The sequence below is a fragment of the Paludisphaera rhizosphaerae genome (assembly GCF_011065895.1).
Taxonomy (GTDB): Bacteria; Planctomycetota; Planctomycetia; order Isosphaerales; family Isosphaeraceae; genus Paludisphaera; species Paludisphaera rhizosphaerae.
Genome location: NZ_JAALCR010000008.1, coordinates 203,121 through 217,422, shown reverse-complemented (window position 1 = coordinate 217,422; position 14,302 = coordinate 203,121). Strand labels below are relative to the sequence as shown.

The 14,302-nt window shown below is 64.4% G+C and carries 13 protein-coding genes; 6 read left to right on the top strand and 7 right to left on the bottom strand.

The features are described from left to right. Positions 1–5: 5 nt before the first annotated feature. From G5C50_RS12610 to G5C50_RS12585, 6 genes are all read left to right on the top strand, one after another. Positions 6–1,715, top strand: a complete 1,710-nt coding sequence (locus tag G5C50_RS12610; protein ID WP_165069717.1) for a glycoside hydrolase family 5 protein — start codon at positions 6–8, stop codon at positions 1,713–1,715. Positions 1,716–2,194: 479 nt separating this feature from the next. Then, a complete protein-coding gene (dnaG, locus tag G5C50_RS12605; protein ID WP_165069715.1) occupies positions 2,195–4,141 on the top strand; it encodes a DNA primase in 1,947 nt (648 codons plus the stop codon). A gap of 10 nt (positions 4,142–4,151) precedes the next feature. Continuing rightward, a complete protein-coding gene (gene rpoD / locus G5C50_RS33090; protein WP_165069712.1) occupies positions 4,152–5,819 on the top strand; it encodes an RNA polymerase sigma factor RpoD in 1,668 nt (555 codons plus the stop codon). Between the two features lie 93 nt (positions 5,820–5,912). Then, positions 5,913–6,680, top strand: a complete 768-nt coding sequence (locus G5C50_RS12595) for a zinc ribbon domain-containing protein (protein WP_165069709.1) — start codon at positions 5,913–5,915, stop codon at positions 6,678–6,680. Between the two features lie 73 nt (positions 6,681–6,753). After that, complete coding sequence (locus G5C50_RS12590) at positions 6,754–7,242, top strand: zinc ribbon domain-containing protein (protein WP_165069706.1); 489 nt, start codon at positions 6,754–6,756, stop codon at positions 7,240–7,242. Between the two features lie 42 nt (positions 7,243–7,284). Beyond that, positions 7,285–7,863 (top strand): TetR/AcrR family transcriptional regulator, encoded by a 579-nt coding sequence (locus G5C50_RS12585; protein WP_165069704.1) that lies wholly within the window; start codon positions 7,285–7,287, stop codon positions 7,861–7,863. Between the two features lie 25 nt (positions 7,864–7,888). Here the strand turns inward: G5C50_RS12585 and G5C50_RS12580 are convergent, their stop codons facing one another. The 7 genes from G5C50_RS12580 to G5C50_RS12550 form a co-directional block, all read right to left on the bottom strand. Further along, the gene (locus G5C50_RS12580) at positions 7,889–9,199 is read right to left on the bottom strand and encodes a hypothetical protein (protein WP_165069702.1); all 1,311 of its coding nucleotides are present in this window, start codon (positions 9,197–9,199) and stop codon (positions 7,889–7,891) included. 121 nt (positions 9,200–9,320) lie between these two features. Then, positions 9,321–10,109 (bottom strand): hypothetical protein, encoded by a 789-nt coding sequence (locus tag G5C50_RS12575; protein ID WP_165069699.1) that lies wholly within the window; start codon positions 10,107–10,109, stop codon positions 9,321–9,323. 99 nt (positions 10,110–10,208) lie between these two features. After that, a complete protein-coding gene (locus G5C50_RS12570; protein WP_165069697.1) occupies positions 10,209–10,448 on the bottom strand; it encodes a hypothetical protein in 240 nt (79 codons plus the stop codon). Between the two features lie 43 nt (positions 10,449–10,491). Then, positions 10,492–11,523: a DUF1559 domain-containing protein gene (locus G5C50_RS12565; protein ID WP_165069694.1), complete on the bottom strand. Its 1,032-nt coding sequence runs from the start codon at positions 11,521–11,523 to the stop codon at positions 10,492–10,494. Positions 11,524–11,813: 290 nt separating this feature from the next. Further along, a complete protein-coding gene (locus tag G5C50_RS12560; protein WP_165069691.1) occupies positions 11,814–12,554 on the bottom strand; it encodes a GntR family transcriptional regulator in 741 nt (246 codons plus the stop codon). A gap of 260 nt (positions 12,555–12,814) precedes the next feature. After that, a complete protein-coding gene (locus G5C50_RS12555; RefSeq protein WP_165069689.1) occupies positions 12,815–13,255 on the bottom strand; it encodes a hypothetical protein in 441 nt (146 codons plus the stop codon). Positions 13,256–13,319: 64 nt separating this feature from the next. Beyond that, positions 13,320–14,291 (bottom strand): DUF1559 domain-containing protein, encoded by a 972-nt coding sequence (locus tag G5C50_RS12550; protein ID WP_165069686.1) that lies wholly within the window; start codon positions 14,289–14,291, stop codon positions 13,320–13,322. Positions 14,292–14,302 lie beyond the last annotated feature (11 nt).

The following is a 14,302-nucleotide window of genomic DNA, read 5'->3' as shown; positions in this document are numbered from 1 at the left end:
CACCCATGACGCCTCGACTATCACGTTTCGCCTCGCTCGCGTTGGTATTCCTACCGGCCTGGGCTTTTGCCGCGGAGCCTCCGACGCGGCTGGCGACCTCGGCCCGGTTCGACCTCTCGGGCGACGTCCCGATCGATCACGGCCGCGTCGTCTCCGGCGACGGCTCGATCGAACGCATGAACTGGGTCGCAGCCGATCGCTCCCGTTTCGGCTACACATCGAACTTCCGCATCGGTCGACTGGGGTGGAAGCCGCTTGCCGTTGCGTTCACGCCAGAGGCTTCGGGGACCGTTACGCTAACCCTCATGGGTCCCTGGGAACAGGCTCCGGGCGGCGGCGTCTATCGCCAGGAAGTGTTCTGGGACGACCTCCGCATTGAGGGGGGCTCAACCTCGGCCGACCTGGGGCTGGAGTCTCGAACCGGTTGGGAGGGCGCGGGGGCGATCGTGACCGCCTCACTCCACCCGCCCGTCGCTCCCTCGGCTCCTACCCCACCGGCCTCCCCCGCTCCGCCGGCCTCCTCCGGTTCGCACTACGCTTGTACCTGGCACGACCAACCCCTCGCCGCGAAGATCGCCGTGAAGGCGGGCGTCCCGGTGACGGTCCGCGTCCAGGCGATGGCGCGGACGCCTCAGGGTTTTCAGGACATGAAGCGGCTGACCGGCCAGGACACGCCCGCTCATCGGTCGGCGAAGAAGTTCCTCCGCGGAGCCAACCTCGGCAACGGCCTGGAAGTCCCCCCGGGCCAGAACTGGGCCGTCAAATACACGGTCGACGACGTCAAGAAGATCAAGGCCGAGGGGTTCGACCACATCCGCATCCCCATCGGCTGGCACCACTACACGGGCGCTGGCCCCGACTACAAGCTCTCGGCCGACATCTTCAAGCGGGTTGATTACTTCCTGAACGCGGCTCACGCCGAGGGGCTCGCCGCGCTGATCAACATCCACCACTTCGACGCATTCACCAGCGATCCGGCCGGGCAGACCCCCAAATTCCTGGCGATCTGGCGGCAGGTCTCTGAACACTACGCGCGACACCCCGCCACGCTCGCCTATGAACTGCTCAACGAATCCAAGGACAAGGGAACGACCGAGGTCATCAACCCCATCTTCGCCCAGGCCGTGAAGGTGATCCGCAAGGCCGACCCAGCGCGGGCGATCGTGATCGGCCCGGGGCGTTGGAATTCGATCTCGGAACTCCCTGCCCTCCGACTTCCGGACGACGACGACAACATCATCGCCACTGTCCACTCCTACGACCCCTTCTTCTTCACACACCAGGGAGCCCCGTGGACCAACCGCGGCGACGACGGAAAGCAGAAGGGAATCCAGTTCCCCGGCCCGCCGTCGTCGCCTTTGGTTCCTGATCCCTCGTTGAAGTTGACGCCTGGATTCCAGTCATGGATCCATCAATACAACACCACGCCGGCAGGCTCCAATCCGTCGGGGCCTGAGGTGATGGACAAGGCCGTCGCAGCGGTCCAAGAGTGGTCCGACTACTACGGCAGGCCGGTCTACCTGGGGGAGTTCGGCGCGATCATGTCGGCCGATCCGAAGTCGAGGGCGAACTACTATCGTGAGTTCCGCAGCCGACTTGAGAAGGCCGGCGTCGGCTGGGCCCTCTGGGACTGGCACGCGGGCTTCAACTACTGGGACGTCGAGCACGACCGCCCCGAGCCAGGCTTACGGGACGCCCTGTTCGGACGACCCTGACTTCCCACGCCCTCGACCTCTCCAACTCAGTCCCGATCGACGCCCCCGTTTGCATGGGGGCGTCCGTTTTTCGAAATCTCTGGGACTTGACTTGGACACTTGGTGTGCGGGACGACGTTGAATTGTTTCTTCACCGTCCCGTACCGAGGTTTGGGAAGCAAGGCGAGATGTGAGAGGGGACCCGAGGCGATTTGCGAGCCGGTTTAAGTGGACATGCGATCAGAATATGGTGGACCTTGGGCCGTCTAGCGCAACTGCTAAAATGATGCCGGGTTAGAAGAATCACGGGGGTGTCGGCCGGAGGCCTCGAAAACTTGACGGTATGTAGGGGTGGGCTATAATTTCGTTGAACCCTCCGAGAGCCACCTTCGGGCACGAACCCAACGAGACGCGAGCGCCTCGGCGTCCTCTTGTCAAGAGAGGTCGCGCCGGCGCGAACCAAGGATCCGGACTCGCGTCGGAATGATCAGGAGAATCCCGTGCCCAGGCCATCCGATACGACGAAGGCCGCCATAAAAAACGCGGTTGATATCGTGAAGTTGGTGGGGGATTACGGTCTCGCCCTGCATCGAGCCGGGTCGCGTTACAAGGCTTTATGTCCCTGGCACGACGACCGCCATCCCTCGCTGGAAGTCAATCCGGATCGTCAGACCTTCAAGTGCTGGGTCTGCAACATCGGAGGGGATGTTTTCGAGTTCGTGCAGAAGTACGAGCGGGTGGATTTCCCGGAGGCGTTGCGAATTCTGGCGGAGCGAGCGGGGATCGCGTTGGATGGGCCGTCGAGTTCGGAGGCGTCGGCGGGGGGGCCTTCGAAGGCGGACCTGCTGACGGTTCTAGGATGGGCGGAGGGATTGTTCGAGCGAGCCCTGGGGAAGCATGATTCGCCGAGGACGTACCTGGAGGGGCGTGGGCTGACGGCGGCGACCGCGGCTCGGTTTCATCTGGGTTTCGCTCTGGACGATCCGGCCTGGTTGTTCGACGAGGCGAAACGAAAGGGTTATACGCGGGAGTTGTTGGAGAAGGCAGGGCTGGCGACGTCGGCGGAAGAGGTAGGCGGTAAGGTTCACGCGCGGTTTCGGGGTCGGCTGATCTTTCCGATTCGCGACGAGCGGGGCCGTCCGGTGGGATTCGGGGGACGGATCCTTCCGGAAGCAGAGCGAGCGGCTTCGTCTCGGGGTTTTCGTGTCGCAAAATACGTTAACAGCCCTGAGACGACGCTCTTCCAGAAGCGTCGCCTGCTTTACGCCGCGGATCTTGCGAGGTCTTCGTGTCGCGAAGCAGGCTGGGTCGCGGTGATGGAAGGGTATACCGACGTGATGGCGGCGCACCAGGTGGGGCTGACGAACGTCGTGGCGACGCTGGGGACGGCGTTCGGCGACGAACACGTCCCCCTGCTCCGCCGGTTGGCCAACCGGGCCTGCCTGGTTTACGACGGCGATGAGGCGGGCCAATCCGCGGCGGAGCGGGCGCTGGAAGTCTTCCTGGGACATGAACTGGACGTGCGGGTGCTGTCGCTTCCTTCGGGTCTGGATCCTTGCGACTACCTCCTGAGTGAAGGAGCCGAAGCATTCCGAAAGCTGGCCGACGAGGCCCGAGATCCCTTGACCTTCGTGCTCGATCGGTCCCGGACGCGATTCGACCTGGACACGATCGACGGCGCCCGACAGGCCTCCGAGTGGGTGCTCGGCATCCTGGCCCGCGTGCCGGCGGCGGCTCCTGGCTCAGCCCAGGACGTCGCCGTGAGCAAGGCTCTGGATGCTCTGGCCCTCGCCTTGAAGATGAAAGCGGGAGACTTGCAGAAGCGGCTCAAGGGGCTGCGAAAGACGGCGACTCGGAAGGTTCCCGCCGGGCCGGCCGCGACGACGCCCACGGCGGCCGAGTCGATCCCTTCCGCCGACGCCCTGCTGGCGACGATGGACCCGGTCGAACGCGAGTTGGTGGCGGCGGTGGTCGCCCGACCTGACGTGACGGCCGCCCTGGTGGCCCGGGTCTCCGTCGGTTCGATGCAAGACGGCTCGGCCCGCGCGATTCTGGACGCCGCTTATGACCTTTATGGACAGGGCGAGCAACCGACTTACGGCGCGATCAAGGAAAACCTCGACGACCTCGCCGCCCTGGCGGTCCTGGAACGACTCAACGACCTGCACCACGACGGACTGCAACGCCCCGAACTTCAGCCGCTCGACGCCGTCCAGTTCCCCCCGGGAAGTTGGGAGCAACGATTGGAGCTGGTTCTGGCCCGCCTCGCCGACCGCGAACGAATGACTCGCCAGACCGAACTACGGCAAGCCATCGCAGAGACCGATGAAGAACAAGAACCGGACGTCTACCGCGCCTTGAAGCGAGAACTACGACAACTCATGACCCAGCGGGCCGGGACCTTGAATGTGAAGGCCGCTCGTCCCGATCCGAAGTCTTGTGCGTGAGGGAGGAATGATGGACAAGCTGGACGAGGGTCTTAAGGCCCTCCTCGAACTGGGCAAACGTCGCGGATTCCTGACCTTCGATCAGGTTAACGACGTGCTGCCCGATGATCCCAACAGCCCCGAGCGCATTCCCGGTCTGCTGGAGACCCTCGATGAGTTGAACATCGAGCTCGTCAATGAGGATGAGGCCGAGGCCCGTCTGCTGGCCTCCGGCGAACTCGACGAAGAGCCCGATGAGCTGACCGAAGAGGCGGACGAAGACGACGGCGAACTGACGGCCGAGGAACTCGAGGATATCTCGCGGCGGATCGACGACCCGGTCCGCATGTACCTCACCCAGATGGGCGAGATTCCGCTGCTCACTCGTGAGCAGGAAATCAACCTCGCCAAGAAGATCGAGGTCACCCGCAAGAAGTTCCGCCGCAAGGTGCTGGAGTGCCACTTCGCTCTGGCCCTGGTCGTCGACGTCCTCAAGAAGGTCGCCGAAGGCGAACTCCCCTTCGACCGGACGGTCAAGGTGTCTGTCACCGAGAACCTGGAGAAAGACCAGATCCTCGGCCGGATGCCCCACAACCTGGCGACGCTCACCCACCTGATGGAGTGCAACGTCCGCGACTTCAAGACGTTCGTCCGCGAACGCGAGCCTGGACTTCGCGCCGGTCTCATCAGTGATCTGAAGCGTCGTCGGTTCAAGGCCGTCAACCTCGTCGAGGAGCTGTCCATCCGGACCCAGAAGGTCCAGCCCTTGATGAAGCGTCTTGAGCAAATCGCGTTCCGAATGAACGAGCTTCTCTTCCAGCTCCGCGAGCATCGCGCCGGTCGCGGCGGTCGCGAGGACCGGGCCAACCTGGTCAAGGAGCTGAAGGATCTGATGCGGATCACGCTGGAGAGCCCCAAGAGCCTCCTCCGCCGCGTCGAAATCATGAACGCCCGCTTCAAGGAATATGAGCAGGCCAAGCGCGAGCTGTCCGGCGGCAACCTCCGACTGGTCGTCTCGATCGCCAAAAAATATCGCAACCGCGGGCTCTCGTTCCTCGACCTGATCCAGGAAGGGAACACCGGCCTGATGCGGGCCGTGGACAAATATGAGTACCGCCGTGGGTACAAGTTCAGCACCTACGCGACGTGGTGGATCCGCCAGGCGATCACCCGGGCCATCGCCGACCAGGCCCGGACGATCCGCATCCCGGTCCACATGATCGAGACGATGTCCAAGCTTCGCAACGTCTCCAAGAAACTTCTCCAGGAGAAGGGTCGCGAGCCAACCATCGAGGAGACGGCGAAGGCCGCCAACATCTCCGTCGAGGAGACGCGGCGGGTGATGAAGATCAGCCGCCACCCGATCTCGCTCGACCGCCCGGTCGGCGAGAGCGAGGACAGCTACTTCGGCGACTTCATCGAAGACGAGGCCGTCGAAAGCCCGATCAACGCCGCGACCCAGGAGATGCTCAAGGACAAGATCGACCAGGTCCTCAAGACGCTCACCTATCGCGAACGCGAGATCATCAAGCTCCGCTACGGTCTCGGCGACGGCTACACCTACACGCTCGAAGAGGTCGGCCGGATCTTCAAGGTCACCCGCGAGCGAGTTCGACAGATCGAGGCCAAGGCCGTCCGAAAACTTCAACACCCAGTCCGAAGCCGGCAACTCGAGGGTTTCCTTGAGAGCACCGGTTGATGCGGTCTCAAACCGCCGGTCACACGACCGGCGGTTTTTTTTTCGCCAGGACGGACGCACCGAGACACCTCTCACACGATGGAGACCCGAACGATGACCGCGACCGCCGACGCCCTTCGCGACCTGCATACTCTCCACCAGCGCGCCAAGGCGATCCGCGACCGCCTCCAGTCCGGCCCCAAGACCCTCGCTGTGCGCAACGCGGCGCTCGCCGCCCGCAATACCGACCTGGAAAAGGTCCGCAAGACCCTCCAGGACGCTCAACTCGCGGTCAAGAAGAACGAGCACGCCGTCCAGGCCGCCCAGTCCAAAATCGACGACCTCAAGGTGAAGCTGAACCTCGTCAAGAAGAACGACGAGTACAAGGTCCTCCAGAACCAGATCGCCCACGACAAGACCGCGATGGGCAAGTATGAGGACGAGGTCCTCCAGGGCTTCGAGGTCGTCGAACAGAAGAAGGCCGAACTCGCCAAGGCCGAGGCCGAGGTCAAGGCCTTCGCCGACGAGGTCGCCGCCCTCAAGAAGACGATCGACGACCAGGCGGTCGCCCAGAAGACCCAACTCACCGAGTTGGAGACGGGTATCGTCACGGCCGAGGACTCGATCCCCGCTGACCAACGCGAACAGTATCGCCGCGTCGTCCGGCAACTCGGCGCCGACGCCCTGGCGCCGGTGGAAGCCGGGGCCTGTCTGGGCTGTTACACGGCCGTCACCACCCAGATGCTCAACGAGTTGATCAACCGGGACACCCTCACGTTCTGCAAGAGCTGCGGCCGCCTCCTCTACATGGCCGACGGCGAGGCCGAGTCCTCCCGAGGCGGCTCGGAGAAGCCCAAGGCCCGCTCTCGCGCCAAGAGCTGACGTGGAATATCGGGGCTCCAGCGACGAATCTCCTCGCGCGGTCGGTTCGTCGCCCTCTCCCGGAGCCCTCTTCATGAAGCCATCGCCCCCGATTCACGACGTCGCCTTTGAGCGTAAGGCCCTCTATTACGCGGGCATGGCGGTTGGAGCGGCCGGCTTCTTGCTGTTTGCTTCGAATTTCCTGTTCATCGCCTCAGGGTTCGGCGATCCCACCGCGATGGTCGGCGGAGCCCGCGGGTTCATCTGGCGGGCGCTGGGCGGTATGGCGTTGGTTGTCGCTGGCCAGGCGATGAGAAACGTCGGCGCTCGCGGACTGGCGGGATCGGGGATGATGCTGAACCCCGGCCAGGCCCGGCGCGACATGGAGCCCTGGTCGCGCATGGGGGGCGGCATGATGAACGACGCCCTCGACGAGGTGCCTGTCGTTCGCGACGCCGTCGCGCGTTTGGGCGATCCCGAGGGGGCTCGCGTCGTGGAGGTCGTCCGCGTCCGTTGCCCGCATTGCAAGTCGCTCAATGACGAGCACGACCGCTTTTGCGGTCAGTGCGGCGAGCGTCTGTGAGACCCGCTTGACGGAATCCTCGTCCGGCCTAGGATATCGGTCATGCGATATCCGGCCGACCACAAGGCGAAGACTCGGGCGAGGATCCTGGACGCGGCGGGCCGGGTCTTCCGGCGTCGGGGATACCATGCCTCGGGCGTGGACGCCGTGATGGCCGAGGCTGGTCTGAAGCCCGGCGGCTTCTACGCCCATTTCGATTCCAAGGAATCCCTGCTGGCGGAGGCGATCGACCAGGCCGCCGCCGCGATGCGAGCCCGGGGCGTTCCGATTCCCGACGGCCCCTCCGGCCGCGAGTGGGCCTCGGCGTTCGTTGCAGGATACCTCAGCCCCACTCACCGCGACGCCGACGACGATGGATGCCCTCTCGCCGCCCTGGCCTCCGAGGTCGCCCGCGCGGGGGATCCGGTCAAGCAGAGCTTCGAGGCTGCACTCCTGCGCATGGCTTCGCGGATGTCCACCGACCGTGAGGCCCCAGACGATCGCACGCTGGCCGTTTTGGCGCTCTGCCTGGGAGGGCTGGGGCTGTCACGAGCGGTCTTCGACGAGACCCTCGCACTCCGGATCCTCGCCGCCTGCCGCACTCTGGCCACCGAAGCCCTGGCCGATGGCACCCCGAGGTAAGCGGTCTGAACTTTGAAGCGGGAGATCAATCGACCGCCAGGCGGTGGACGTCGATCTCCCCATCAGCTCGAATCGTCAGGAACCCCCCAATCCCTGGGTGATAAACGGTTGGGGAGAATCCGGGGTCATGAGCGACTCGTTCGCCCGTTGAGACGTCCCAGGCTGATGTGCCGTGTTCGGCCGTAAACGAGAACAAGAACCGGTCGAAGGCGAATTCCCCGATCGGCCCCGGGAACCACCCGATACGATCCCCCGTTTCGGCGTCGAAGAGCAACGCAGCCGGGATGAGGTTTTCATCGTCATTACCAAAGCCCCAAACGGCGAGCGTTCGGTCGTCGATCCAACACAGCGGCCCTCCCCAGAAATACACCCTATGTGTGAGGTTGCGTCGCGATGATCCGTCCTCGGATTCCCAAGGATTCTCGTGAAGCCATCGATCGAGGCTCCACGCGGCGACGACGCCCGCAGGATGCCAGACCCAGCCGTCCTCCGCGATACGCCGGCCATCGGGGGACATGGTCAGTCGGCCGTGGAAATAGTTCAGGTAATGCACCGGACAAGGCTCACCTCGGGCATACGAGGTAGGGGCGCGCTCGGTGAGCAGGCGGCCGTCGCGAGGATCGGACACATCGAGCCGGTTCCAGTCGGTCGCGTGGACCAACCGAGGTTCGCCGTCGTGTTCGAAGAAGGCCACGGGAAAGTCCGATTGTTCCGGGTAGTAATCACCCCGGTCCAACCGCATGGTCGTTCGTCGATCGATCAGGTCGAGCACGACCCCGAATTGCCCGCGACGCTCGACGATTGCGGCCCACTCTCCCCTGGGTGAGACGTGGACTGCAAGGGATTGCCGGGTTGTAGACGGCCAGTCGGGGAGCGCCGTCAACCTCGAGGTTTCGCAGCGTCGGGGATTGATCCGATAGACGAGATCCTCGCTCGAGAGAAGGATGAACTCGCCTTCGGCAGACATAGAGATGACGCCGACCGCCTCTACGCCTCCTGGCATATCGTCGATCCGCCAGGTCGCGACGTGTGCGAATGTCGCGCCGGTGAACCGCTCTCGGATCGCGGGTCGCCCGACGATGCCGGCTCTACCCGTTTCCCAGTAGCAATCCGCCTCGATCCGGGCGAACTGTTCGGCCGTCACGTCGACGAGGCGGCTTGACTCATCTCGGCAGGCGGTGCAAACGAGCCGGTATTCCGTCCCCTTTCCCGTGAAAGCAACGATGTAATCGTCGGCGCTCTTCTCGAACAGGTGGATACAGACGCGATGGGTTCCCGACGAGTCGATTCGACGGGTCGACGACGTCCCAGGGGTCGGGGCGGACTGGTCCGTCATCCTGTCCTTTCTTTGACTCGACTGCTAACCTGTCTACGCCGTGGGCATATCGGGCCTCATCGCTCCTTTCAAAATAGCGATCCGGGCTGGAGCTTCAACGATGAATTGGGGCGTCGCTTTCTCACGAAGCAGACGCAATGTGCCCTTGCATTTCGGGCCGCCGGGCGACGACGCCGAGCGACGCGGCGATTCCCAACGACGCGCAAATCGCCACGCACGGATACGCGATCGATCGCGCGGCGGGACTTTGGGCGAGCACGCTCCACGTCTCGGCCATCGGGAAGGCGGCTGCGCCGATCAGGTCGTAGGCGACGGTTCCACCCAATGCTCCGATGAGGCCGCCGAGGGCCGCGCGAAGCATCAGCTTCCACCCACCCCCTCGACCCAGGGCGAAGGCGAGGCCCGCCGTCGCTCCGACGGCCCCCCAGACGGCGCCGTGCATGAGGATCGCGTAACCGAGATCGTCTGACGCGCGGACGCGGTTGGCGTCGGCGAAAGGGGTCAGCGCCCAGGCGGCCTGGCCCCCTACCGCCGCGCCTAGTATCAACCCGACCGAGCCGGCGACCATGGCGCGTCGTCTCGATCTCGCTGCGGCACCGCCGGCCGCGCCCATCGTCAGGCCGAGGACGCCGCCGAGGACGGCCGAGGCCAGAGTCGCGTTTTTGATTCGGGCGACTGCCTGCTCATAGGAGAGACGCGCGCCAATCCCGAGATCGACGGTCTCGATGAGTTCCCGAGGAGCGGCAAAGGTCCCATGCAGAGCCTCGCCGGCGATCCCGGCGATCACGGCCGCCGCGGCCCCGGCGGCGAACAAGTAGGACGCGAGTCTCGGGGAACGAGGCGGCGCCGCGGCGTCTGAAGTCGGCCGGAGATCGGCCCCGGCCGACCCGAGCGGGATAATCGTGTCCATTGCGGTTCCTTGGGAGGTGAGAATCGCGGCGATGCGTCTCCGGCCGTCAAGCATGAGTGAAGCCCCGACTCGACGGACCGAAGACGTCAGGAAGGACGATCACCGCTTCGCGCCTTTCCCGGGCTTTCCGTTTCCGGCGCGGATCTTGTCGAGGTACTGGTACTCGTTGTTGAGCGTAACGTCCTTGAGGGGATTGTCCGGCGAGGGGTTGAAGACAGGGATCGACCCCGCCTCCTCCGGTGTCATCGGCGCTGGACCGCCGCAGCCCAGCCCTCCCGCGATCGCCAGACCGACCGCGACCACTGCTGCTCGAACGATTCGCCGTGTCGCGTTGTTCATCGCAACGACCTCCTCTATCTCATGGTTCGGCGGGTCGACGTGGTCAGTAGGCATCGGATGAGATCACCTCGCCGAGGGCCCGCGAGCCGAGGGCCCACCAGACGGTCCGGTTGATGCTGTTCTTCATGAATTTGACGCTGCCGTCGCAGAACAGTGCATTGACCCCGCCGGGATGGCGGCTTCGCGTGGAGAACATCCCGCCGTGGGCCTGGTACATGCCGCAATCGGTCTTATTCCAGTTCGGGGGCATCAGGACGTTGACGCAGGTGCCGTGGTAGCACCGGCCGGCGGTCCAGTAGGACTGTTGCGAGATGAGGTTGGCTCCCTTCGCCATGTAGGGGCCGCAAAGCGCGATGTACTGGTCCAGGTACGCGATTCCCGAGGTCATAACCTGGTCGGCGCCCAGACCGTAGCCGCTGCCGGTCCCAGAGGGCCACGGCAGGGCGACGTACATCTCGCCCCCTGTGAGAGTCACGGCGCTGCCGGAGGCCTGGAGCTTTTCGATGAACGCCATGGTATTGCTCGTGCCGTCGACGATGTCTCGCAAGCTGTAGACGCCGTCGGGCTTGAAGACGCCGACGTTCACGGCGTTGGCGTCCGAGTCCCACCGGAACTGCGCCCCGATGTTCCCCCCGTAGTTGGTTCCCGCAGGCCAGACCGATGCGGCCGGGTCGGACGGGCAGATGAACGCCTGAACTTTCGAGGTGATGACCGTCGTGTTCATGGCGATGAGGTTGGCGGGCCCGCCCGTGACGTACGGCACCAGGTAGTTGAAGGCGTTGTACAACTGCGCCTGCTCCATCTGTCCGGAGATGGACAGCAGCGGCCCAGGGAACCAGGCGATGAAGGTTCCGGAGGGGTTCGGGGACGTCACCGCCGAAGGAGGAAAGCTCGAGTTGACGGATTCATAGTTGTGCAGCCCCAGGCCGATCTGCTTGAGGTTGTTGACGCACTGGGCGCGGCGGGCGGCCTCGCGGGCCGACTGCACGGCCGGGAGCAGCAGCGCGATCAAAACGGCGATGATGGCGATGACGACCAATAGCTCAATGAGCGTGAAGGCGCGACGCGAACGCATGGAAATGATCATAGGATGATCCCTTTGAGGAAGCGCGGCCGACCTCGCGGCCGCTGGAGAGAGGGTGTCGGAACGATCGATCCCACGGACTGAGGACCCCGTGCGGGAACGACCCTCGGCCGCCGACAGGCGCGGACGAAGAACCCTGCCGGGCCTCTGCCCGGCTCATCCCGACTCAGGAGCCCTGACCTGGCTCGACGGGCACGACCCGTCGCCGAGCAGTTCAGCACGAAACGAACGGACGAGACGAATCCGGCCCCATCGGGCGTCGGGCCGACCTGAACCGGCCCTCACGCCTTTCGGAGCCCCTGCCCCATGCCGTCGACCCGGGCCGGATCGCGCGACAGGGCCGCGTCCGGCATCAGGCCGACCTTGAACTCGCAGTTGTAGCGGATGTGTTCGACCATCGCCTGGCGGCACGCCGAGGCGGGGCCGTTTCGGAACGATTGCAGAATCCGGCGGTGCTGTTCGAAGCCGATCCGGCGGAGACGCCGCTGATCCTCCGGCCCGTACCGGCCGCCGCGGATCAGGATCGGTTCGAGTTGCTCGTGCACCACCATCGTCAGGCGATGGAGCTTGGCGATCTCGCGGGCGAGGACCGGATTACCCGATCTCGCCGCAATGACGCCGTGCAATTCGAAGTCGAACGCATTGCAGGCGGCCAGGTAGCCCGGCCCTTCCGGGTCGCTCGCCGCTTCCGCGAGAGCGTCCAGACGCGCGAAATCATCCGGAGCGAGCCGCCCCCAGGCCAGTTCCGCCGCCTTCCCTTCCAGGGCCTCGCGGACCTGGTGGAAGTGAACCAATTCGTCGGCGCCCAGCGGTCGGACCACGGCCGTATGGTTCGTCCGAGTCACCACCACCCCGAATTCCGACAGCCTCGCCAGCGCCTCGCGGATCGGCGTCCGACTCACCCCCAGCCGATCCGCCAACTCCGTCTCCTGCAAGGGACTCCCAGCGTGCAGCTCGCCCGCCAGAATCATGCCCAGCAGAAGGTCGTAGACCTGCTCCGCCAGCCTTCGGGGATGCAACATCTCGTCGACTCCAGGGAAGACTGGACCCAACGGCGACGACCATACTGTATACAGAGTGCGGCGTACAAGATGTGTGTGTGCCATTTTTTTGAGAATTTAAGCACGCAATAATTCGGATTACATTATGATATGATGTGCGATTGCGCCGGAGAGTGTGAGGGTTGCAAGGGAGGGGCGGAGGTCAAACCGACGCCCGCGCCGATCGCTCAGGAGTGGTCGGCGCGGGGAGGGGATGAACGAGAACGCTGTGGAAGTCGAACTCATTCGTAGCTTCCGGCTTTCGTCAGCTTGAACGAGAACTCGTTCTTCGAGGCGTCCGGGGAGATCGTCTTCTGGATGGACGACTTGGCGTGGAATTTCTCCGGGATGGATTCGGCGAGCACGTCCATGGTCGGGCCGCCGGTGGGCATGACGTTGGGGACGGTCTTGCCTGTCTTGACCGGGGCGTTGATGCGGATCTTGTAAGTCTTCTCGGAGACCGGTCCCGATGCGGCCGGGAGGTCGTAGCGCCCATCCTTGATCTCGGCCTGAGCGGGGGCTGAGCCGTCGATCGAGTCAAACGTGATGGTCCCCTGCTCGACCGGTTTGCCGTCGAGGGAGACGTCGCCCCAGACCCTCATCGTTCGTGGCCCGGTCGGTTCGGAACAACCGACAAGAGCGACGAGCGCGGCCAGGAGGAACGGCCAGGCGATCCGTTTCATGAGGAGGTTCCCTATGAGAGGGCGCATAGGCGCGTGGGGGAGTCCTCCGACGCGCCCGGTCGGGTCAGTAGGAATCGGACGAGATCACCTCGCCGCCGCTGATGCTGGCGATCGCCTGCCAGGTGATGAGGCTGATTGAGTCCTTGAAGAAGCGGACGGAGCCGTCCGCCAGGAGACTGTTGACGCCGCCGGCGTGATAACTGCGGGCGGCGTAGTCCTGCTCGCCCCAGTAGATGGCGGTCCCCAGGCAGGGGCACTTGAGCTTGGTGCTGATGCAGTAGCCCGTCGGATAGATGGAGTCCGGGACGGTCGTGTTGGGAGGGCGATGGTGGGTGTACTGAACGCCCCAGTCGTACCAGGCCGTGCCACGAGCGTCGTTGGAGTTGTCGGGGCCGGCGATCACCTCCGAGCAGGCCACGGAATTCGACGTGCCGTCAATGACGTCGCGGACGCCTCGGGTGACGTTGAAGTTGAAGAGGGCCTTGCGCGTCGCCGGCTGGTACGTCGGGTTGTTGTTCCGGGTGTCATATGTGAAGTTCACGCCTGGCTCGATCATCGTTCCGTCCGGACTGTAGCAGGCGACGTAGTTCGTCCGGCTCCAGAAATACACCCCCCGCTGATAGGTGCCCGCGTTGTCCTCCGGACAGAGGTAGCACTTGATGTAAGCCTGGGTGACCGTCGAATTCATCAGCCCATAGAGCGGGCTGCCGACGGCGGCGTTGACGCTGACGTCGTAGTTGTAGGCGTTCCCCAACGTCCCCAATTCGAGGAACGGCAGGACCGAAGTCGTCCAGAACGTCCGCGACTGCAACAGGTTCGGTGCGGTGCACTCGCCCGGGGGAAAGGAGTCGTACGCGCTGTGGTAGTTGTGGAGGCCCAGGCCGATCTGCTTCAGGTTGTTGACGCACTGAGCCCGCCTCGCCGCGGCCCGGGCGGCCTGCACTGCGGGGAGCAGCAGCGCGATGAGCACGGCGATGATCGCGATGACGACCAAAAGCTCGATCAGAGTGAAACCGCGAATCCGTTTGCTGCACATGATCATAACCT